Annotated in this window: 21 protein-coding genes and 1 riboswitch; of the genes, 11 read left to right on the top strand and 10 right to left on the bottom strand. The window is 72.8% G+C overall.

Annotated elements, in window-relative coordinates:
• Positions 1-25 precede the first annotated feature (25 nt).
• Both E4P38_RS23755 and E4P38_RS23750 read right to left on the bottom strand, forming a co-directional pair.
• Entirely contained in the window at positions 26-3025 is a 3000-nt protein-coding gene (locus E4P38_RS23755; RefSeq protein ID WP_135130505.1) for a helix-turn-helix transcriptional regulator, read from the bottom strand.
• Between the two features lie 62 nt (positions 3026-3087).
• Complete coding sequence (locus tag E4P38_RS23750) at positions 3088-3219, bottom strand: hypothetical protein (protein ID WP_280791042.1); 132 nt, start codon at positions 3217-3219, stop codon at positions 3088-3090.
• 258 nt (positions 3220-3477) lie between these two features.
• Here E4P38_RS23750 and E4P38_RS04235 point away from each other — a divergent pair, with 258 nt between their 5' ends.
• Positions 3478-3729 carry a DUF6458 family protein gene (locus tag E4P38_RS04235; RefSeq protein ID WP_209308922.1) on the top strand — a complete coding sequence of 84 codons (252 nt, stop codon included), beginning with the start codon at positions 3478-3480 and terminating at the stop codon, positions 3727-3729.
• A gap of 627 nt (positions 3730-4356) precedes the next feature.
• Here the strand turns inward: E4P38_RS04235 and E4P38_RS04230 are convergent.
• Entirely contained in the window at positions 4357-5157 is an 801-nt protein-coding gene (locus tag E4P38_RS04230; RefSeq protein WP_135130504.1) for a phospholipid scramblase-related protein, read from the bottom strand.
• 62 nt (positions 5158-5219) lie between these two features.
• Between E4P38_RS04230 and E4P38_RS04225 the strand changes: the two genes are divergently transcribed.
• Both E4P38_RS04225 and E4P38_RS04220 read left to right on the top strand, forming a co-directional pair.
• Complete coding sequence (locus E4P38_RS04225; RefSeq protein WP_135130503.1) at positions 5220-6491, top strand: ArgE/DapE family deacylase; 1272 nt, start codon at positions 5220-5222, stop codon at positions 6489-6491.
• Complete coding sequence (locus E4P38_RS04220) at positions 6488-7150, top strand: metal-dependent phosphohydrolase (RefSeq protein WP_135130502.1); 663 nt, start codon at positions 6488-6490, stop codon at positions 7148-7150. The genes E4P38_RS04225 and E4P38_RS04220 overlap by 4 nt, the downstream gene beginning before the upstream one ends.
• Here E4P38_RS04220 and E4P38_RS04215 read toward each other — a convergent pair.
• Entirely contained in the window at positions 7098-7367 is a 270-nt protein-coding gene (locus E4P38_RS04215; RefSeq protein WP_135130500.1) for a DUF4031 domain-containing protein, read from the bottom strand. The genes E4P38_RS04220 and E4P38_RS04215 overlap by 53 nt on opposite strands.
• Positions 7368-7385: 18 nt before the next feature.
• Here E4P38_RS04215 and E4P38_RS04210 point away from each other — a divergent pair, with 18 nt between their 5' ends.
• The 3 genes from E4P38_RS04210 (at position 7386) to E4P38_RS22795 (ending at position 9430) form a co-directional block, all read left to right on the top strand.
• Complete coding sequence (locus tag E4P38_RS04210; protein WP_135130498.1) at positions 7386-7748, top strand: VOC family protein; 363 nt, start codon at positions 7386-7388, stop codon at positions 7746-7748.
• Positions 7745-8767, top strand: a complete 1023-nt coding sequence (locus tag E4P38_RS04205; protein WP_135130496.1) for a Gfo/Idh/MocA family oxidoreductase — start codon at positions 7745-7747, stop codon at positions 8765-8767. The genes E4P38_RS04210 and E4P38_RS04205 overlap by 4 nt, the downstream gene beginning before the upstream one ends.
• 90 nt (positions 8768-8857) lie before the next feature.
• Positions 8858-9430 (top strand): hypothetical protein, encoded by a 573-nt coding sequence (locus tag E4P38_RS22795; RefSeq protein ID WP_167760441.1) that lies wholly within the window; start codon positions 8858-8860, stop codon positions 9428-9430.
• On the opposite strand, the gene E4P38_RS04200 is transcribed toward E4P38_RS22795, so the two are convergent.
• Positions 9427-10209 carry a DUF72 domain-containing protein gene (locus tag E4P38_RS04200; protein WP_135130494.1) on the bottom strand — a complete coding sequence of 261 codons (783 nt, stop codon included), beginning with the start codon at positions 10207-10209 and terminating at the stop codon, positions 9427-9429. The genes E4P38_RS22795 and E4P38_RS04200 overlap by 4 nt on opposite strands.
• A 173-nt stretch (positions 10210-10382) precedes the next feature.
• Between E4P38_RS04200 and E4P38_RS23360 the strand changes: the two genes are divergently transcribed.
• Positions 10383-10622 carry a VOC family protein gene (locus E4P38_RS23360; protein ID WP_245160771.1) on the top strand — a complete coding sequence of 80 codons (240 nt, stop codon included), beginning with the start codon at positions 10383-10385 and terminating at the stop codon, positions 10620-10622.
• Positions 10623-10829: 207 nt separating this feature from the next.
• On the opposite strand, the gene groL is transcribed toward E4P38_RS23360, so the two are convergent.
• The 3 genes from groL to thrC form a co-directional block, all read right to left on the bottom strand.
• Positions 10830-12455 carry a chaperonin GroEL gene (gene groL, locus E4P38_RS04190; RefSeq protein WP_135130492.1) on the bottom strand — a complete coding sequence of 542 codons (1626 nt, stop codon included), beginning with the start codon at positions 12453-12455 and terminating at the stop codon, positions 10830-10832.
• 271 nt (positions 12456-12726) lie between these two features.
• Positions 12727-12927, bottom strand: coding sequence for a cold-shock protein (locus tag E4P38_RS04185; protein ID WP_135130490.1), 201 nt, complete (start codon positions 12925-12927; stop codon positions 12727-12729).
• A 195-nt stretch (positions 12928-13122) separates the two neighbouring features.
• Positions 13123-14310 (bottom strand): threonine synthase, encoded by a 1188-nt coding sequence (gene thrC / locus E4P38_RS04180; protein ID WP_245160770.1) that lies wholly within the window; start codon positions 14308-14310, stop codon positions 13123-13125.
• Positions 14311-14436: 126 nt separating this feature from the next.
• Positions 14437-14563: riboswitch (SAM riboswitch) on the bottom strand.
• A 60-nt stretch (positions 14564-14623) separates the two neighbouring features.
• Here thrC and E4P38_RS04175 point away from each other — a divergent pair.
• From E4P38_RS04175 to E4P38_RS04160, 4 genes are all read left to right on the top strand, one after another.
• Positions 14624-15526, top strand: coding sequence for an HAD-IIB family hydrolase (locus E4P38_RS04175; protein WP_245160769.1), 903 nt, complete (start codon positions 14624-14626; stop codon positions 15524-15526).
• Between the two features lie 74 nt (positions 15527-15600).
• Positions 15601-15966 carry a YciI family protein gene (locus tag E4P38_RS04170; RefSeq protein ID WP_135130488.1) on the top strand — a complete coding sequence of 122 codons (366 nt, stop codon included), beginning with the start codon at positions 15601-15603 and terminating at the stop codon, positions 15964-15966.
• Positions 15967-16169: 203 nt separating this feature from the next.
• Positions 16170-16574 carry a VOC family protein gene (locus E4P38_RS04165; RefSeq protein ID WP_135130486.1) on the top strand — a complete coding sequence of 135 codons (405 nt, stop codon included), beginning with the start codon at positions 16170-16172 and terminating at the stop codon, positions 16572-16574.
• A complete protein-coding gene (locus E4P38_RS04160) occupies positions 16571-16852 on the top strand; it encodes a helix-turn-helix domain-containing protein (RefSeq protein ID WP_135130485.1) in 282 nt (93 codons plus the stop codon). Before E4P38_RS04165 ends, E4P38_RS04160 begins: the two co-directional genes overlap by 4 nt.
• Before the next feature lie 170 nt (positions 16853-17022).
• Here E4P38_RS04160 and E4P38_RS04155 read toward each other — a convergent pair whose 3' ends face one another.
• Together E4P38_RS04155 and E4P38_RS04150 are read right to left on the bottom strand one after the other, a co-directional pair.
• A complete protein-coding gene (locus E4P38_RS04155; protein WP_135130483.1) occupies positions 17023-17898 on the bottom strand; it encodes an ABC transporter permease subunit in 876 nt (291 codons plus the stop codon).
• A complete protein-coding gene (locus E4P38_RS04150) occupies positions 17895-20756 on the bottom strand; it encodes an alpha/beta fold hydrolase (protein ID WP_135130481.1) in 2862 nt (953 codons plus the stop codon). The genes E4P38_RS04155 and E4P38_RS04150 overlap by 4 nt, the downstream gene beginning before the upstream one ends.
• Positions 20757-20801 lie beyond the last annotated feature (45 nt).

Below are 20801 nucleotides of genomic sequence, written 5' to 3'. Positions count from 1 at the left end.
CCTGGTCGCCCTGCCCAACGGTCGGTCAGGGCGTCGCCAGCAGACCCCGCTGTCCGGCGATCGCCACCGCTTCGGTGCGCCCGTTGGCGCCGAGCTTCGCGATGATGTTGCTGACGTGCACGCTCGCGGTCTTCTCGCTGATGAAGAGCTCCTTGCCGATCTGCCGGTTCGTCCGCCCCTGGGCGAGCAGCGCCAGCACCTCCGCCTCGCGGGGCGTGAGGACGGCGGCCACGTCGGGCGTCCGAGCCACCCCCGGCAGTGCGACGTCCAGCCGCCCGCGCCGAACGAGCGCCTCGACGGCCGTCCGCAACGGCACCGCGCCGAGCCGGACCGCGACCTCGTGCGCGGCACGGGCCTCCTCGGCGGCGCCGGCGCGGTCACCGGTGGCCAGCAGCGCCTCTGCCAGCCGCCATCGGGAGCGCGCCTCCTCGTAGACGTGCCCGAACCCGAAGCCGTCGACCGCGGCCCGCCAGAGCTCCGGGGCCGCGTCCCCGTGCAACCGGGCGGCCTCGGCCTCGACGCGGGCCAACCACGCGGCGGCCTCGGCGCCCATCGCCCCGTACGTCTTGCCGTAGACGTCGACGGCCGACCAGGCCAGACCCGCCAGCTCCTCCCCTGCGCCCACCCAGCGGGCAACCGCGCCGGTGTCGCCCACCACCCGGGCAGCCGCAGCGGCGTCGGCCACCGGCGCCAGCGCCGTGCCGGCCAGCCGCAGCACGCCCAGGTGGTCGTCGTCCCACTGCGTCTGCAGCCGGTGGCTGGCCGCGACGGCGACCTTCACCGCGGCTGCCGGGTCGCCGTCCCAGGCCGCCAGATCGATCTCCGAACCGGCGGTGACCAGGCCGAGCAGCACGTGCTCGTTCAGGCGCGGGATCAGCGCCCGGGCCCAGTCCAGCCGGGCCCGCGCGGCCGGGTCGCCCCGACCGACCTGGACGAGCAGACCGGCGGCGCGCACGTGGGCGGCCATCTCCGGCACCCGGGCCAGCAGATCGGCCTCGGCCAGGCTCTCGTCCCAGTTGCCGGCCATGTACAGCGCCGTGACGTGCAGATGCCGGAGCTCCGCCGGGTAGAACGACCACTCGATGCCGAGGTCGTGCGCCCGCCGGGTCGCCCGTCGCGTCCAGGTCACCGCTTCGTCGATCCGGCCCGCCTCGAATGCCACGGACGCCTGGTTGAACAGGACCCGCATCTCCACGTCGTCGTCCCCGGAACGCCGGGCACGCTGGAGCGCCTCGTCGAGCCGGCGGCGCACCGCGGCCGGGTCGGCGTCGGCGCGCGACCGCACCTGCGACACGGCGGTGTCGGACCAGGCTCCGTCCAGCCCGAGGGCGTCGGCCGCCGCCAGCGCCTCGTCCGCCGCCGCGTCGGCCTCCTCCATCCGCCCCAGGGAGTAGCTCATCCGCGCATGGGTGGCGGCCGCCCACGTACGCACCTCCGACGGCGGCTCCGCCGGCACGAGCGCCATCGCCGCCGCGCTCTCCCGGTGGGCACCCGTGATGTCCTCGACTCGCACCATTGCCTGGGCGAGCGTGTAGTGGACCCGCGCCCGCGTCGCCGGATCCGCAGCGGGACCGAGCAGTTCCAGCGCCGCACGCAGCAGCGCCACCGCCCGGTGCAGCTCCCCCACCGTACGCGCGGCAGCAGCGGTCTCCAGCAGGAGCGCCGCCTGGTCGCGGCCGGCGCGCTCCACGGCGTCGGGAACGGCCGGCCACAGGGCGAGCGCCGCCTCGAGGTGCTGCAACTGCTCCGCGGGCGCCCCCACCGAGCAGGCGTCGACCGCGGCCTCGAGGGAGGCACTGAACGCGCGCGGCAGGTCATTGCTCTCGCGGGCGTGGTGGGCGCGCTCGGCCGCCGTGCCCGCCCCGGGCGTCTCCGCCAGGTACGCGGCGATCGAGGAGTGCAGCCGCACCCGCTCGCCCGGCAGCAGGTCGGCCAGCACGGCCTCGCGCAGCAGCGCGTGCCGGAACCGGTAACGGCCGTCGTCGGAGACGACCAGGAGGTGGTGGTGCACCGCCTCGGCCAGCGCCTCCTCGAGGTCACCCGCGGACAGCCCGCCGACCGCGGCCACCAGCTCGTGCCGGACCCGCCGGCCGGCCACGGCCGCGATGCGCAGCACCTGCTGGGCGGCGGGGGAACGCTGCTCCACCCGCGCCAGCAGGACGTCGGTCAGGCCCAGCGGCAGCGCCTCGCCGTGCAGCCCCGCGGCGAGCAGCTCCTCGGCGTAGAACGCATTGCCCTCGGCGCGGGCGACGACGTCGTCGACGGTCGACTCCGGCAGCCCGCCGGTCGACTCGGCCAGGCCACGGACCAGGGCGCCCACCTCGGCGTCCGGCAGCGGCGCGAGCTCGATCCGCTCGACCCCCGGCAGGCGTACGAGCTCGGCGAGCAGTGGCCGGAGCGGGTGACGGCGGTGCAGGTCGTCGGCGCGGTAGGAGGCCACCACCGCGACCGGCTCGTCGACCAACCGGGCCAGGAGGTAGCGGAGCAGGTCGCGGCTGGACCGGTCGGCCCAGTGCACGTCCTCCAGCAGGATCAGCAGCGGGCCCGACGCCGCGAGCTCGCAGATCAGCCCGGCGACCGACTCGAACAGCTGCAGCCGGCCGTCGTCGACCGGCTGGGGCGCCGCCCTGTTCGGCAAGGGACGGCTCAGGTCACGGCCCTCGCTCGCCGGGGGCACCGGCGGGAGCCCCCCGGTACGGCCGGCCAGCAGGCCCGCGAGGGCGGGGTTGGCGGAGGAGACGGGTGCGAGCTCGGGCTCCGCGGCGACCGGACGCAGCAGGTCGACGAACGGCAGGTAGGGCAGCCCGACGTCGCCGAGGTCGACGCAGTGCCCGGTCAGCACGCGGACCCCCCGCTGGGCCGCCCGGACGGTGAGCTCGTCGAGCAGTCGGGTCTTGCCGACCCCGGCGTCCCCCGCGAGCAGCACTGCCGAGCTGCGACCGGCCGCCGCCCGGTCGACATGCGTCAGCAGGCGGCCGAGCTCATCGGCCCGGCCCACGATCGGGGCGTCGTCCCAGCGTGGCACGACGCCGATCGTGGCACGGGCCTCCGACAGGACCGATGCCGATGTCACCCGGTCGGGCCGGGTCAGCGCGGCCGGCGGCGGTTGCGGAACCAGGCGCCGCGTCGGCTGTGGGTGCCCTGCATGGCGGCCTGGAGGACCTCACGGCGGTAGGCGAGCTCGGCGTCGAGAGCCGGATTCGCGTAGTTCGGCGACATGACATTTCCCTTTCGTCGTCCCTTGTGGACGACGACAACATTCGTGCTGAGGCCGGCTCGGCGGCATCGGGCGATCACGCACTCCTGCGATCGTTCGGCGTCTGAGGCCCCCTTAGGGCACCCGAACGAGGGACACCTCGGCGCCGGAACGGTTGGAATCAGCAGGTAGGGGCACTTTTCCTGCCGCGGCACCCGCCGCCGGTCCGGCCTGCCCCGAGACATCTCCGTGCGCCCGGAACCGTGAGGAAGGGAGTGCACATGCGACTCGGAACTGCCATCGTCCTGCTTGCCCTGGGCGCGATCCTCACCTTCGCCCTGCGCGTCGACGTGAGCGGCGTCGACCTGCAGGTGGTCGGCTGGATCCTGATGATCGCCGGCGCCCTCGGCATCGTCCTCGAGCTCGCCGTCTGGGCTCCGCGGTCACGCCGCCGGGTCACCCACACCGAGGGCTACGGCGCCCCGGCCGACGGCGCGCCGGTCCGCCGGAGCACCACCGAGGAGACCTACTGACCGACGCCGTCGGGTAGACCAGCGACAGCCCCCGTCCTCGGACGACGGGGGCTGTCGCGCGTCCGGGGACAGGAACGCACGAGAGCCCCCGCGCCGATAGGGCGGGGGCTCTCGTGGAAGCAGGGTCCGGACCGGATGGCGGCCGCCTCGCGGCGAGATGCACAACGCGGCTCCAGGCCCCCGACCGAAGTCGGGGCGGTAGTCCGTGAAGGCGTAACCAAATGGCACCCGGGGGCACGTGCACCCGGTCCGGACAGAAGCAAGGCTACCCGCCCAGCGGTAGATCATGTCGCGCCGAGTGGGCCCCGGAGGGGTCCGCGCAGGCGCGACGATGGGGCTCGCGCCGAGTGGGCCCCGGAGGGGTCCGCGCAGGCGCGACGATGGGGCTCGCGCCGAGTGGGCCCCGGAGGGGTCCGCGCAGGCGCGACGATGGGGCTCCAGACGAGCCGGGGACGGCCATTGGCCGCGGTGCGGTCCGGAGGACCGCAATGTCATGGCCGCGGTGCGGTCCGGAGGACCGCAATGTCATGGCCGCGGTGCGGTCCGGAGGACCGCAATGTCATGGCCGCGGTGCGGTCCGGAGGACCGCAGTGTCATGGCCGCGGTGCGGTCCGGAGGACCGCAGTGTCAATTGAAGCCGCGGTCGTCCTGCTTGAGGGCGGTGTCCACCGTGAGTGCCGACGCCACGACCATGCTCGCCAGCGGCTCGGGCAGCCGGAAGTGCACGAGGACGACGTACCGGTCGGCCGTGGTGAACAGCGTCCGCGCCAGGCCCTCCCACTTCTTCGTGATCCGGGCGACCTCCGTGCCGGCGGCATCCAGGATCGCGAAGTCCCAGGCCCGCCAGTTCTCCGCCTGGATCGAACCCACGAGCTGGCCGTTCGCGACCAGGTCGAACCGGATCTTGCCGAAGACGTTGGCCTGCACGATCTCGCCGATCGGCTGCCCGTTCGGCCGCTGGACCACGACCCGGGACTTCACGAACTTGGCCGGCCGGGTCAGCACCAGCACCGGACCGGAGGCGTCGCGCACCTCGAGGTGATGGGTGAGGAACTGGTCGATGTTGGAGACGAGGCGGACCGCCTTCTTCAGCCCGCTCTGCCCCACCTGGACGACGGCGCCGATCTGCCGGCCCTCGCCGTCGAAGACGGCGTACTCGTTCGTCAGCTCGATCAGCTTGGTCTTCTGCGAGACCACCAGGACCGGCTGCTCGTACAGCGACGGCCCGGCGCCGTACCCGGGCGCGGGCGGAGGTGGCGGTACGGCCGGAGGCGGTGGGGGCGGTGGCGGAGGCGGCGGAGGGGGCGGCGGCGGCGGTGGAGCGGCCTGCTGGACGTGGTCGGTCCAGGTCTGACCGTCCCACCAGCGGGTTCCTCCACTGCCGGCAGGATCGGGGTACCAGCCCGGCGGGGGCGGCGGCTGAGTCACGGCGGTCAAGCTAGCGCCCCCGGGCACCCCGTGGCTCGGGCGACGCGTGCCAGACTCCGGCCATGGCCGAGCTCACCGACGCCGAGGCCCGCGTCCTGGACGCCGTCGACCAGGATTGGGTGGTCGACCGGCTCTGCCGCCTGATCGCCGTCCCCTCGATCGGCGGCACTCCGGCCGAGTGCGAGGTGCAGCATCTGCTGGCCGGGTGGCTCGACGAGCTCGGCTGCGACGTCGACACCTGGCAGATCGACCTCGCCGAGGCCGCGATCGAGCCCGACGCACCCGGCCAGGAGGTCATGCGGGACGAGGCGTGGGGCGTCGTCGGCACGGTGCCCGCAGCCGAGGACGGCGTCCCCGCACTGGTCCTCTCCGGCCACACCGACGTCGTCCCGGCCGGCGATCTCTCCCTGTGGGCCGGCGACCCGTTCGTCCCCCGGCTCGGCGACGGGGCGATCCACGCACGGGGTGCGTGCGACATGAAGGCCGGCGTCGTCTCCTCGCTGGCGGCAGTGGCCGCGGTACGGACGGCGGGCGTGCGGCTGGTGCGTCCGGTGGCCCTGCACGGGGTGATCGGCGAGGAGGACGGCGGACTCGGCGCCTGGGCCACCCTGCGCCGCGGGCACCTCGGCGACGTCTGCGTGATCCCGGAGCCGACCGCCCAGGCGGTCGTGACCGCCAACGCGGGTGCGCTGACCTTCACGCTCGAGGTCACCGGGCACGCCGCGCACGCGGCACACCGCGACCGGGGCGTCAGCGCGGTGGAGCTGTTCGCCGTGGTGCACGCCGGACTGCAGGAGTTCGAGGCCGAACGGCAACGGGACGCCGATCCGCGGTTCGGCGAATCGCGGTATCCGTACGGGATCTCGATCGGGCGACTGCAGGCCGGCGACTGGGCCAGTTCGGTGCCGGACCGGCTGGTCGCCGAAGGCCGGTACGGCGTCCGCCTGGGCGAGCCGGTCGGCGCCGCGCAACGGGCGTTCGAGACGCGGCTGGCCGAGATCTGTGCCGCGCATCCCTGGCTGGCCGAGCACCCGGTCCGGATCACCTGGGCCGGCGGCGCGTTCGCCAGCGGTCAGCTTCCTGCCGGGCACCCGCTGCTCGGGGCCATGCGGGAGGCCGTGGTCCTGGCAGGGGGTGCGCCTCCGCCGGAGCGCGCCATCGCCGCCGGCAGCGACCTGCGGCAGTACGTGGCCGCCGGGGTGCCGACGCTGCACTACGGGCCCGGCGACCTGCACCTCGCCCACGGGCCGATGGAGCAGGTGCCCGTCGCCGAGGTGGTGACGGCTGCCCGCGCCTTCGCCCTGCTCATCCTGCGCAGCTGCGGCGTCCGATGACCGGGCTCGTCGACTTCGACGCGTGGGCCGAGCTGGCCGGCGACTCGCCCACGTCCCGCACCGAATGGGCCGCCGTCGTCGCCGCGTGGAGCGAGCCGCACCGCCGGTACCACGACCTCGCCCACCTGGCCGCCGTCCTGGGACTCATCGGCGAGCTGGCCGGGGCCGCGGACGACCCCGCCGCCGTCCGGCTGGCGGCCTGGTACCACGACATCGCCTACGAGCCGGAACGCACCGACAACGAGCAGGTCAGCGCCGCACGGGCGCGGGTCGGCCTCCGGGGGCTGGTCCCCGACGGCCGGGTGGACGAGGTCGAGCGCCTCGTGCTGCTGACGGCGGGGCACGACCCCGCGCCGGACGACGCCAACGGCGCGGTGCTCTGCGACGCAGATCTCGCCGTCCTCGCGGGTCCGCCGGACGCCTACGCGACGTACGCCTCGGCCGTACGCGAGGAGTACGGCCACCTCTCCGACGAGGAGTTCACGGCCGGGCGGATCGCCGTCCTCGAGCACCTGCTCGCCCTGCCGGCGCTGTACCGGACGCCCGAGGCAGCCCGCCAGTGGGCCGACCGTGCGGCGGCGAACATGACCGCCGAGCTGGCCCTGCTCAGGCGCCGCGCGGCTTCCGGACCCGCAACCCCGCCGCCAGCAGCCGGCTGAGCAGTTCCCGCGCACCGACCGGCTCCGCACCGGCGGCCACGGCGACGTCGTAGAGGTCCTCCGGGATGTCGTAGTGGTCGCCCTGGAACGCGCGCCGCGGGATGCCGAGCTCGGCCGCGACGAAGGCGTGCAGCTCCTCGTAGGAGACGTCGCTGACGAGGTGCGACCACCGGCGGCCCCGCCACGGCCACACCGGGCTGTCGATCAGGACGGACACGGTGGCAGTCTGCCCGCCATGCCGCACGAACACGCGCACGTCCGGGTCTCCCCAATCTTCCCGGTGACCGACCTGCCGCGGGCGCTCGCCCATTACGCCGCCCTCGGCTGCCACGTCACCCAGCACGACGAGACGTACGGCTTCGCCGCGCGGGCCGGCATCGAGCTGCACCTGACGGTCGTGCCCGACCACGACCCGCTGCGGACGGCCTCCGCCGCCTACCTGCACGTGGCCGACGCCGATGCCCTGGCGGCCGAGTGGGCGCACGTCGAGCGGACCGGCGCCCCCGTCGACACCGACTACGGCCTGCGCGAGGGCTGGCACATCGATCCGGACGGCAACCTGCTGCGATTCGGGTCCCCGCTAGCGTCGCGTCCGTGACCGCAGAGATCCGCTGGGGCGTCGTCGGGCCGGGCCGCATCGCCGAGAACCTCGTCAAGGACTTCGCCGTCGTCGACGGTGCCCGCGCCGTGGCGGTGGCCTCGCGGTCGATCGACCGCGCCCAGGCCTTCGCCGGCAGGCACGGGATCGATCGCGCCTACGGGTCCTACGCCGAGATCCTCGCCGACCCGGACGTCGACGTCCTCTACGTCGCGACGCCGCACCCCCAGCACCACGACATCGCGCTCGCCGCGCTGCGGGCCGGGAAGGCACTGCTGGTCGAGAAGGCCTTCACCGCCACGACCGCCGGTGCCGAGGAGGTCGTCGCCGTCGCCCGGCAGACAGGCGTCTTCGTCATGGAGGCGATGTGGACCCGCTTCCAGCCCGCCGTCGTGGAGCTCCGTGAGCTCGTCGCCGGCGGCGCGATCGGGGAGGTGCGCTCGGTGCAGGCCGACCTCGGGGTCGCGCGGGAGTACGACCCCGCCGACCGGCTCTTCGACCTCGCGCTCGGCGGCGGTGCCCTGCTGGACCTGGGCGTCTACGTGGCCTCGTTCGCGCAGATGCTGCTCGGGACGCCGGAACGGGTGGTCGCCGCCGGCTCACTGTTCCCCTCCGGCGCCGACGCCGAGGCCTCGCTGCTGTTCGACTACGGCGACGGGCGGACGGCGACTCTCATGACGTCGCTGCGCAACGCGCTGCCCGGCCAGGCCCGGGTCTTCGGGACGACGGGCTGGATCGACGTCCTCCCCCGCTTCCACCACCCGACGACGATCGTGCTGCACCGCGCGGGCGCCGAGCCCGAGACGATCACCCGCGAGACGATCGGCGCCGGCTACGCGCACGAGCTGATCGAGGTGACCGAGTGCGTGCGCGCCGGGCGGACGGAGAGCGCCGTCATGCCGCTCGCGGACACCCTCGCTGTGCAGTCTCTGCTCGGGCAGGCAGCCGAGCAGCTCGGTGTCCGCCACGCCGAGGACCCTGCCGCTCTCCCAGGAGACGGGGCTCCCCCGCGCGAGTGAACGTCCTACGGGTTCGTGCCGGCCGCGCCGATCTAGCGGACAGAGATCGGGCACCCGTCGTCAGTCCCGCCCCAGAAGGAGTTCCACCGCATGTTCATCTTCGAAACTGTCGCCGCGATCGCGACGAAGTTTGTCGGTGCCGGTACGTTGACCCAGGCCATCGCCGGGCTCGGAATCGCCGCGGCCGGCGTCACCGGGGCCGGCGCGGCGGGGGTGCTGCCTGGCGCGATCCAGGACCAGGTCGCCGGCGCGATCGAGACCGTGACTCCCTTCGACGTGCCGGACTCTGCCGACAACCCAGGCACCCGGACAGTCAGCGTGGTCCAGATCGTGTCGCCGGATACCGCCTCCACCCCGGTCGTGCCGGTTGCGGACCCGACCCAGGGGCCCGGCGTGGTCCCGACACCGTCGTCCGAGACCGACGACAACGACTCCGACTCCGACTCCGACGACAACGACAACGACAACGACGTCGACGACTCGGACGACTCCGACGACTCTCAGGAGACCGAGGCCGACGACACGCCCGAAGTAGAGACACACCACTCCGAGAACCAGTCGGACGACAACGAGGACCGCTCCGGCCACGGGGGGGACGACGACTCCGGCCACGACTCCGGCGGCGGAGACGACAACTCCGGGCACGGCGGCGGGGACGACTAGGTCGCGATCCAGGCGAGGCCGGCCGCCTGCTCGGCTGTCGGCACGCGGGTCGGCACCCCACCGGCCCGGCGGACGGCCTCGGCGAAGACGACCGAGTCGGCGACCGCCGCACAACCGGGGTCGTTGTTGAAGTAGACGAGTACATCGCCCTGGCCGTAGGCCGCCACGAGCCGGTCGGCCCAGAGCTGCAGCGTCTCCGGTCGGTAGGCCCAGCCGTCGGCGCCGTGGTGGAAGCGCAGGTAGCCCCAGTCGGTGGTCCGCCACAGCGGCGCGATCGGCTTCTCGTCGCGGTCCGCCCAGCACAGCGCCGCCCCGTAGCGCTCGAGCAGGGCGCGGATCTCGTCGGTCCACCAGCTCTCGTGCCGCGGCTCGACGGCCACCCGGGTGCCGGCCGGAAACTGGGCGAGGCACTCGCGGAGGAGGTCGGCGTCGGCCCTCAGCGTGGGCGGCAGCTGCAGCAGGATCGTGTCGAGCTTGTGCTCCAGCCCGGCCGCCCGCTCCATCAGCCGCCCGACCGGCTCCTCTGGCTCCCGCAGCCGCTTGATGTGGGTGAGGAAGCGGCTGGCCTTGACCGCCCACCGGAAGTCCGCGGGCGTGCGCTCGCGCCACGACACGAAGGTGGTGAGCTCGGGCAGCCGGTAGAAGGCGTTGTTGCTCTCGACCGTGGCGAAGTGGGCGACGTAGTGCTCCAGCCACAACCGCTGCGGCAGCTTCTGCGGATAGAAGCGGCCGCGCCAGTCGCGGTACTGCCAGCCCGAGGTCCCGATGATCACGGTCACGGGAGGCCGCCTACCCTCTCCCGTCATGGCTGACGCACCCGCCCGGTTCAAGGACCTCTGCCTCGACGCCGGCGACCACCAGGGGCTCGCCGACTGGTGGTGCGCCGCCCTCGGCTACGTCCGCCGCGACGAGGTCGCGCCGCCGGAGGTGGGCTGGACCCGCCGAGTGGCCGGTGCCCATCGTCGACCGGGACGGCGCCGGCCCGCTGATGTGGATCGTGCCGGTGCCCGAACCGAAGATCGTCAAGAACCGGATGCACTTCGACGTCCTGGGTGACACCGCGGCACTGCAGGCGGCGGGCGCGACGCTGGTCCGCCCCCGCGACCTCGACACCGAAGCGGACGGGGCGATCGAGTGGGACGTCCTCGCAGACCCCGAGGGCAACGAGTTCTGCGTCTTCTCCCCGGAGTGACGGTGGTCGGCTGGACCCCGACTTCCCCGAAGTCGGGCGCCGCGGCGGCTCCCGGGGACCGACTTCCCCGAAGTCGGGCCACGAACGCCGTCAGGGGCGGCCCGCCGAAGCGGACCGCCCCTGACGGGCAGTGCTGTAGTGCAGTGCGGCTCCTCTACAGGGTCCCGCGCCGAGCGTGCGAGGCGTGGGGGGTAGAGGGGTCCTTCGTCAGAAGTCCATGCCGCCCATGCCGCCGTCGCCGCCGGGCATGGCCGGAGCGTTCTTCTCCGGCTTGTCGGCGATGACGGCCTCGGTGGTGAGGAAGAGCGCCGCGATGGAGGCGGCGTTCTGCAGCGCCGAGCGGGTGACCTTGGCCGGGTCGATGATGCCGGCCTTGATCAGGTCCACGTACTCCCCGGTGGCGGCGTTGAGGCCCCAGCCGAGCTCGGAGTTGCGGACCTTCTCCGCGACGACGCCACCCTCGAGGCCGGCGTTGATCGCGATCTGCTTCAGCGGCGCCTCGAGCGCGACGCGCACGATGTTGGCACCGGTCGCCTCGTCACCCTCCAGCTCGAGCTTGTCGAACGCCGAGGTGGCCTGCGCGAGAGCGACGCCACCACCGGCGACGATGCCCTCCTCGACGGCGGCCTTGGCGTTGCGCACCGCGTCCTCGATGCGGTGCTTGCGCTCCTTGAGCTCGACCTCGGTCGCGGCGCCGGCCTTGATGACGGCGACGCCACCGGCCAGCTTGGCCAGGCGCTCCTGGAGCTTCTCGCGGTCGTAGTCGGAGTCCGACTTCTCGATCTCGGCGCGGATCTGGTTCACGCGACCGGTGATCTGGTCGGCGTCACCCGCACCTTCGATGATCGTCGTCTCGTCCTTGGTGGTGACGAACTTGCGCGCGCGGCCCAGCAGGGACAGGTCGGCGTTCTCGAGCTTGAGACCGACCTCCTCGCTGACGACCTGGCCACCGGTGAGGATGGCGATGTCGGCCAGCATGGCCTTGCGGCGGTCACCGAAGCCCGGGGCCTTGACGGCGACGGACTTGAAGGTGCCCCGGATCTTGTTGACCACCAGGGTCGCGAGGGCCTCGCCCTCGACGTCCTCGGCGATGATCGCCAGCGGCTTGCCACCCTGCATGACCTTCTCCAGCAGCGGGAGCAGGTCCTTGACGGAGCTGATCTTGCTGTTGACGACCAGGATGTACGGGTCGTCGAGGACGGTCTCCATGCGCTCGGGGTCGGTGACGAAGTACGCCGACAGGTGACCCTTGTCGAAGCGCATGCCCTCGGTGAGCTCGAGCTCGAGGCCGAAGGTGTTGCTCTCCTCGACGGTGATGACACCTTCCTTGCCGACCTTGTCCATCGCCTCGGCGATGAGCTCGCCGATCGCGGGGTCAGCGGCGGAGATCGACGCGGTGGCGGCGATCTGCTCCTTGGTCTCGACATCCTTGGCCGTCGAGAGCAGGTACTCCGAGACGGCAGCGACGGCCTTCTCGATGCCCTTCTTCAGGGCCATCGGGTTCGCGCCGGCGGCGACGTTGCGCAGACCCTCGCGCACGAGCGCCTGGGCCAGCACGGTGGCGGTGGTGGTGCCGTCACCCGCGACGTCGTCGGTCTTCTTCGCGACCTCCTTGACGAGCTCGGCCCCGATCTTCTCGTACGGGTCCTCGAGCTCGATCTCCTTGGCGATGCTCACACCATCGTTGGTGATGGTGGGCGCGCCCCACTTCTTCTCGAGTACGACGTTGCGGCCCTTGGGGCCGAGCGTCACCTTGACGGCGTCGGCGAGGATGTTCATTCCCCGCTCGAGGCCACGGCGCGCCTCTTCGTCGAACGCGATCATCTTGGCCATGTGGTGATGTCCTCCATGCATTGATCGCTGCACGGCCGGGTTGGTGCCCGCGACGGACGGCACCAGCCGCGTGGGCGCTCCTTCGGCCCACGGACCGGTACCTCACCGTTCCGACCTGATTGGCACTCGGGTGTCCCGAGTGCCAGAAACGAGTCTGGCACTCGACCCTTGTGAGTGCAAGAACGGGGGGTGAGCGCCCGCTGTTCCCGCGGCTTCCGGAACGACGAAGGCCCGGTCCCCGAGCGGGGAACCGGGCCTTCGCGGCTTCGGTTCAGGCGGCGGTGACGGCGTCCGCCTGGGGGCCCTTGGCGCCCTGGACGACCTCGAAGCTGACCCGCTGGCCCTCTTCGAGGCTCTTGTACCCGTCCATCTGGATGGCCGAGTAGTGGACGAAGACGTCCTGACCGCCGTCGACGGCGATGAATCCGAAGCCCTTCTCGGAGTTGAACCACTTCACGGTGCCCTCTGCCACGTGTGCTCCCACGAACGCGTGTCGGACGACCCCTCTCGATCGGGGGGCCGGGATCTCGCTCTTCCGCCCGTCGATCACGAACGTGGAACTCGAACCGCGCGGAAAGGTACATCAGGAAAGCCCGGAAAACGGGCAATCCACGCGGGATGACGCCGTCCAGGGCACCGCCCCGAGCGTGCGGGGGCGGGGCGTCTTTCAGCCGATGAGCCCGGCCGCCCGCGCCGACTTCAGGGACGGCTCGACGTGGTGCGTGGGACCGACGACCGGCTCCAGCGGGTCGAGGGTCTTCAGTCCCTCGCCGGTGTTGAGGACGACGGTCTCCTTGGCCCTGTCCAGCCGGCCGTTGTCGACCAGCTGGCGCAGCACCGCGACCGTCACGCCGCCGGCGGTCTCGGCGAAGACACCGGTCGTGCGGGCGAGGTCGCGGATGCCCTGCACGATCTCGTCGTCGCCGACCCGGCCGACCGAACCGCCGGTGCGCCGGATCGCGTCCAGCGCGTAGGGGCCGTCGGCGGGGTTGCCGATGTTGAGCGACTTGGCGATGCCGGTCGGCTTGACCGGCTTGATGACGTCCCAGCCGTTGTCGAACGCAGTGGCGATGGGGTCGCACCCGGCGGACTGGGCGCCGAAGATCGTCCACTCGGTGGCCTCGACGATGCCGGCCGCGGTGAGCTCGCGGAACGCCTTGTCCACCTTGGTGAGCAGCGACCCGGACGCCATCGGGATGACGACCTGCGCCGGGATCCGCCAGCCGAGCTGCTCGGCGATCTCGTAGCCCATCGTCTTGGAGCCCTCGGCGTAGTAGGGCCGCACGTTCTGGTTGACGAAGGCGGTGTCCTCGAACTCGTCGGTCTCCGCGAGCTCGCTGGTCAGCCGGTTGACGTCGTCGTAGGACCCGTCGACGGCGACCAGCGTCTGGCCGTAGACCGCCGACTGCACGACCTTGCCCGGCTCGAGGTCGGACGGGATGAACACGAAGGAGGGCAGGCCCGCGCGGGCGGCGTGCGCGGCGACGGAGTTCGCCAGGTTGCCCGTCGAGGCGGCGGCGATCTTGTGGTAGCCGAGGCCCTTCGCGGCGGTGGCGGCGAGGCTGACGACGCGGTCCTTGAACGAGTGCGTCGGATTAGCCGAGTCGTCCTTCACCCACAGGCCGCCGGTGAGTCCCAGCTCCTCGGCCAGCCGGTCGGCCCGCACCAGCGGGGTCATGCCGGGGTCCAGGGTGACGCGGTCGGCCGGGTTCTGGCCCACCGGCAGCAGGGCCGCGTAGCGCCAGATGTTCTGCGGGCCGGCCTCGATCTGCTCGCGGGTCACCGCGCGCATCAGCTCGGGGTCGTAGTCGACCTCGAGGGGACCGAAGCACTCCGCGCAGGCGTGCTCGGCCACCAGTCCGAAGGTGGCACCGCAGTTGCGGCACACCAGCCCGCGCGCGGGACACGGCGGAACGGGACCACCGGACGTGGAATCAGCCTGGGCAGATCCGGGAGCGGTCAGAGTCATGCGACGACTACCTCCTCATCTTTCCCGCACCGGGCCGTCGAGCCGCGCGGGACGGAATTGGCACCTTCCGACGCGCATGCGCGTGCGGCGGTTGCCGGGGCTTCATCGGGCCGTGTCCCTCTGCCCCTCTGGATGAGTGGAACGGGTCTGACTGTACCCAGTCCGCGATGCCTCCCGGTGCATGGCCAGGATGTGATCCGTGACCTCCCTGCCCCCGGCGCGCATCGTCTACACCGACCTCGACGGCACGATGGTCGGCCCACGGGGCTCGTTCTGGCACACCGCGGGGCGGGAACTGACGGCCGGTCCGGCCACGGCACTGCTCGAGCTGCACCGGGCGGGCGTGCCGTTGGTGCTGGTCAGCGGCCGGACGTTCGAGCAGGTGATCGAGGCCGCGCGGATCTTCGCCGCGGACGGCGCCATCGCCGAACTCGGCGCCACGGTGGCCTGGGACGCCGGTCGCGGCGTGCACCGCCTCCGCGGCGAGTTCCCCGAAGGCTTCGGCGATCAGACACCGATGGCGGCAATGGCCGAGCTGGGCGTCGTCGAGGAGCTCATCGCCGAGTACCCCGGCCGGCTGGAATGGCACGCGCCCTGGCACACCACCCACGACACGGACGCACTGCTCCGCGGCCGCGTCGACCCGATCGCGGTGGACGCATGGCTGGCGGATCACGATCTGGGCTGGCTGACGCTGAAGGACAACGGCGCGATCCCGGCGACGTCCCGCATGAGCCTGGACGACGACCCCCTGCCGCCGCACGTCTTCCATCTGATGCCGCGCGGCATCACCAAGGGCGCGGCGATCGCCTGGGACCTCGAACGGCGCGGCCTCACCCCGGCCGACGCCGTCGCCATCGGCGACAGCGTCAGCGACCTCGAGATGGCGCCGGCCGTCGGCAGGCTGTGGATCACCGCCAACGGCGCCGCCGTCGACGGCATGCTCGGCCTCATCGAGGCAATCCCGAACGCGAGCATCACCGACGCCGCGATGGGCGAGGGCTGGGCGCAGGCGGTCCGCGCATCGCTGACTACGCCGCAGCTGACCGCGGGACACCCACCGCACGACGAACACCTGTCACCGACCGGCCCCGACCGATGAGATCCGGCAGCGCCCTGCGTCGTTGCTCGTGAGCGCGGCCGGACGGTACGCCGTGACCACCTCGGAGGATGACCGTGACGCACTACCTGCTATCCATGCCGCACGACGCGGCCGAGGAGCCAACGATGGCGTCGATGGATCCGGCCGAACTGGCGGCCGTGATGGCCGTGGCCGGCGCTTTCCTCGAAGAGCTGGCGGCGTCCGGCGCCCTGGTCTTCGCGGGTGGACTGCACCCGCCGTCGACTGCGGTCACCGTCGACCACACAGGCGACGTGCTCGCCCTCGCCGACGGCCCGTACAGGCAGGCGCCGGAGTACCTCGGCGGCCTGTGGGTGGTCGAGGCACCGGACCAGGAGGCGGCCGTCGCCGGGGCCGCGAAGGCATCCAAGGCGCTCGGCGCCCGGATAGAAGTCCGCGCCTTCCAGGCGGTCCCCGCCTAGGGCGTCACGACCGGCGAACAGCATCCAGCCCGGCCGCGGGGCAGGGCACATCGCCCAGGCGGGGTGTCCCGTAGCGGCCCACCTAGGGACACCTCCTTGGCCCGGTGGAACTCAGGACACGGTCGAACTGCAGCGCGTCGAGGCGGCCGGTGATGCGGGCTCGGGCCTTGACGTCACACTTGCATTTTGCAAGTGTTGGCCGCATGAGCCTCTTCATCACCTGCCCCGTCGAGAGCGTCGAGCGCGCGACCGCCTTCTACACAGCCCTCGGCTGGACCCTCAACGCCGAGATGTCCGACCACAACGTGTCGTGCTTCGCGATCGCGCCCGAGCAGTACGTCATGCTCGGCAGCCGCGAGATGTACGCGAGCGTCGGCGGCGCTGAGGAGCTGGTCGGTGGACCCCACACGCCCTCGAAAGTCACGGTCTCGTTCGACCTCGGCAGCCGCGAGGCGGTCGACGAGCTCGCCGAGCGCGCCGGCGTCGCCGGCGGGCGAATCGGTGACACCGACGACTACCCCTTCATGTACCAGCGCCAGTTCGACGACCCCGACGGCTACCACTACTCGCCGTTCTGGATGAAGCCGGACGCCGATCCGACCGCATGAGCGACCTCGCCGCGGCCCTCGACATCGTCGGAGCACGGTGGGCCCTGCTCGTCGTGGAGCGGCTGCTCGACGGGCCGCAGCGCTACGGCGATCTGCAGCGCGACCTCGGAGTGCCGACGAACATGCTCGCGACCCGCCTGCGCGAGCTCGAAGCGGCCGGCGTACTGACCCGTCTGCCGCTCCGGCACAACACCCGGGCCTACGCGCTGACCGATCGCGGCCTTGCCTTACGCGAGGCGATCGTCGCGCTCGGACGCTGGGGCGCCGAGGAGGCCTAAGCCTCGCGCGGAATCACGGGTCGCTCCGACTGGTCGAGCCCGGCTTGCACCGACGTTCGCGCTCAGGCAAGGCGACGACTGTCCCACAGGCCACTTTAAGAGACACCCGCGCGGGTGTTGAGAGCCCCACGATCGAGTCGGGGGCCGGAGCCAGCGTGACCAAGTGCGTCCTACGAGGTCACGTCGCGCCGGGCGAAGTGCCGGAAGGAAAGCGCGATGAACACGGCCGCGTAGACCAGCGACTGGATGACGCCGCGGTACAGGTCGGCGGAGTCGACCGGGGTCTGCAACAGGTCGGTCCAGGCGAACTCGCCGGCGGTCGGGAACCAGTCGCGGATCGCGCCGAGCTGCTCGACCTGGTCGAGGATCGCGAACACGAACATCGTGAACACCGCGCCGCCGACGGCGGCCAGCGGCGCGTCGGTGATGGTCGAGAACCAGAACGCCAGTGAGCCGACGACGAGCAGGTGGACGGCGAGGTAGCCGAGCATGCCGGCCAGCCGCAGCATGCCCTCGCCCTGGCCGAGGGTGATCCCGACCGGGGTCTGGATGTCCTCGAAGCCGAACGCGATGCCTCCGGCCACCACGGCCACCGCGGCGAGGGTGAGCAGCGCACCCACCGACAGCACCAGGGCCGCGTAGAACTTCTGCCGGAGCAGCCGCATCCGCGGCACGGGGGTGGCGAGCGTGTAGCGCAGCGACCCCCACTGCGCCTCGCTGGCGACGGTGTCGCCGAAGCACAGCGCGTACACGACGACCAGGAAGAAGCCGGTGGTTGCGAAGAGCACGAACAGCGTGAAGTTCAGCCCGCTGGACGTGGCGACGTCGACCAGGTTCAGCCGGTTGTTCTCCGCCGCCTCCTCGCTCGCCCCCAGCTGCAGGGCGGCGATGAGGATCAGCGGGAGCGCGATCATCAACGCGAAGACGCCGATCGTGCGCCGGCGCTTGAACTGCCGGCGGAGCTCGACGGACAGCCGCAGGGTGCGGTTGGGCCGGTAGCCCGCGACCGCACCCGTCGGCTGCACGTGCTCGGTCACCGAACTCATGACTCCCCCACCAGTGCCAGGAACGCGTCCTCGAGCCGGCGGCGCGGCGTGAACTCGTCGACCTCGATGCCGGCCCCGATCAGCGCCTGCAGCGCCGCGGCCCGGCCGTACCCGTCCAGGTCGGCGACCAGGCCCTCGTCGGTCAGCTCCGCGCTGACTCCGGGCAGGCCCTCCAGGACGGCGATCGCGCGCCCGGTGTCCGCGTCGTCGACCAGTCCGATCGACACCGCACCGCCGGTGCCCACGATCTCCTCGACCGTGCCCTGCGCGATCTTCTGCCCCTTGGCCATGACGACGACATGGCTGCAGGTCTGTTCGATCTCGCTGAGCAGGTGGCTGGAGACGATCACGGTGCGCCCGGTCGCGGCGTAGGACCGCAGCACCTCCCGCATCGCGTGGATCTGCGGCGGGTCCAGGCCGTTCGTCGGCTCGTCGAGCACGAGCAGGTCCGGGAGACCCAGCATCGCCTGGGCGATGGCGACCCGCTGGCGCATGCCCTGGCTGTAGCTGCGCACCCGCTTGTCGATCGCCGTCCCGAGCCCTGCGACCTCGATCGCCTCGGCCATGTGGGCGTCCTCGGCCGGGCGGCCGGTCGCCGCCCAGTAGAGGGTCAGGTTGTCGCGGCCGGACAGGTGCGGCTGCAGGCCGGTGCCCTCGACGAAGGAGCCGAGCCGGGAGAGCACGGGGGCGCCCGGGCCGGCGGCATGGCCGAAGATGCTGATCCGTCCCTCGGTCGGCCGGATCAGCCCCATGAGCATCCGCAGGGACGTCGTCTTGCCCGCCCCGTTGGGCCCGAGCAGGCCCAGCACCTGGCCGCGGCGCACTTCGAACGACAGGTCGCGCACCGCCACGAACCCGTCCTTGTAGGCCTTGCTCACGCCCTCGAAGCGCAGCGGCACGTCCTCCCCGTCGGGCTCGACGGCCGAGACGCTCCGGCGACGGTGGCGGCCCCACAGCTCGGCGACGCCCCAGGCCAGCAGCCCGAGCCCGGCGAGCACGCCGAGCAGCACCCACCAGCGCGAGGTGCCCGCATCGGCCTCCGTCCGGCCGCCGACCTCGGGGACCGCCAGCCCGACGGAGTCGCCGGCGAGCGCGACGGAGTACACCCCCGGCTCGGCGGGCAGCGCGAACCCCTGGTCGGTGGACGACACGACGAGCCGCATCGTGTGGCCGGCCTCGAAGCGGTGCACGATGCCCGGCAGCGTGATCGACACCCGGGTCGGCTGGGCCGGGTCGGCCGAAAGCCCGGTGAGCGCCAGCGGCGCGACCAGCCCGCCCGGAAGGGTGGTGCCGCCGCCGGGGGCGACGTCGTAGAGCTTGGCGAAGAGGGTCGCGGTGCCTCCGGGGGCGGCGACGGCGATCTCGGTGGTGGGTGCGCCCACGACCTCGACCGCGCCGTCCAGGGGCTCGCTGTCGAACCTCGCGAACTGGCCGGGGATCTCCAGCGTCGTCCCGCCCAGTGCCGCGGTGAGCGCGCCCAGTCCGGGCACCGTGGTCAGAGCTGCCGGGGTTCCGCCTGCCGGGGTGACGATCGGCTGGGTGCGGCCGCTGAGCGGTACGTCGGCGCGCTCGGCCGGCTCCCCGCCGTCGAGCCCGGGGTACGCGTCGGCCACGACGGTCTGGTTGCCGCCCTGCACGCGGCCCACGCCGGCGGTGCTGCCCAGCCCGGTGGGTGCGGGGTACTGGAAGCCGGTGCCCGGGTCACCGCCCTGTCCGCGCAGGTGGAAGTCGAACCACCCGGCCACCTGGTCGCGCAGGTCGGCGGTGACGCCCTCCGACGCCTGCGAGTCGTGGCCGCCCGAGTACCAGACCACCTTCACCGCGGTGCCGTTCGCCGCGATCCCGCGAGCATTGGCGTCGGCCTGCCCGAGTCCGAACAAGGAGTCCTGGGTGCCCTGGATGAGCAGGGTGGGTGCCTCGATCCGGTCGAGCACACCCGCCGGGCTGCTGCGGTCCAGCACCGCCGCGATCTCCGGCGTCAGCGTGCCGGTGGCGGCCGCCGTCTGGTAGGCGGCGCAGATGTCGGCGCGGAACCGACCGCAGGTGAGGGCCTGCTCGACAGCGGTGGGGTCCAGCGAGGACGTATCGAGCTCGGAGAGGTCGGGCGCTGCGCCGTCCCCGCCACCCCCGCCGAGCGCGTCCAGCAGGCCGCCGGAGGGCGAGGACCCCACCCCGAAGAACAGCCCGGACCACAGCCGCTTGTAGACGCCGGTGTCGCCGTCCTCGGGGGTGGCCGCGACGGTCTGCGCGTCCACCTCGCCGGTCTGCGAGGGGAAGAGTGCCGAGGTCAGCGAGTTCCAGGTGATCTGCGGGGCGATGGCGTCGATGCGGTCGTCGTAGGCGGCACCGAGCAGGGCCAGCGCACCGCCGTAGGAGCCGCCGGCCACGCCGACGCGCGGGTCGCCGTCGCCGTCCAGTTCGACGTCGTCCCGCTCGGCGAGCCGGTCGATCAGCGTGGAGAGGTCCACGATCTCGAACCGCGGGTCGTCGAGCCCGATCTGACCCGTGCTGCGGCCGAAGCCGCGGGCCGAGTAGGTCAGGACGACGTAGCCGCGGCCGGCCAGGTCGCGCGCGTCGTCGGCCACGGAGTCCTTGCTCCCGCCGAAGCCGTGAGCGAGGACCACGGCCGGGGAGGGACCGTCCCCCGCGGGCAGGTAGGTGGTCGTGTCGAGCTCCACCGCGTCCGCGCCGGACCCGGAGGGCACCCGGGCGTCCTCGGTGCGGGTGTCGTCGGCAGCGGTGGCGCCGGGCGCGAGCAGGACGGCGCCGGCGAGCAGCGGGACGGCGAGCAGGGCGGCGAGCGTCGCACGTGCGCCGGGGCGCGGGCGGGGACGCACGAGCCCGCGGAGGGAGCGCACGCTGCGGCCAACGGACGGCAGCCGCGCCGTGTTCCGCCCGTGGCG

This window comes from Blastococcus sp. CT_GayMR16 (genome assembly GCF_004570875.1).
GTDB lineage: Bacteria > Actinomycetota > Actinomycetes > Mycobacteriales > Geodermatophilaceae > Blastococcus_B.
Note: the sequence above shows the minus strand (reverse complement) of the source record. Positions and strands in the feature narration are given on the sequence as shown.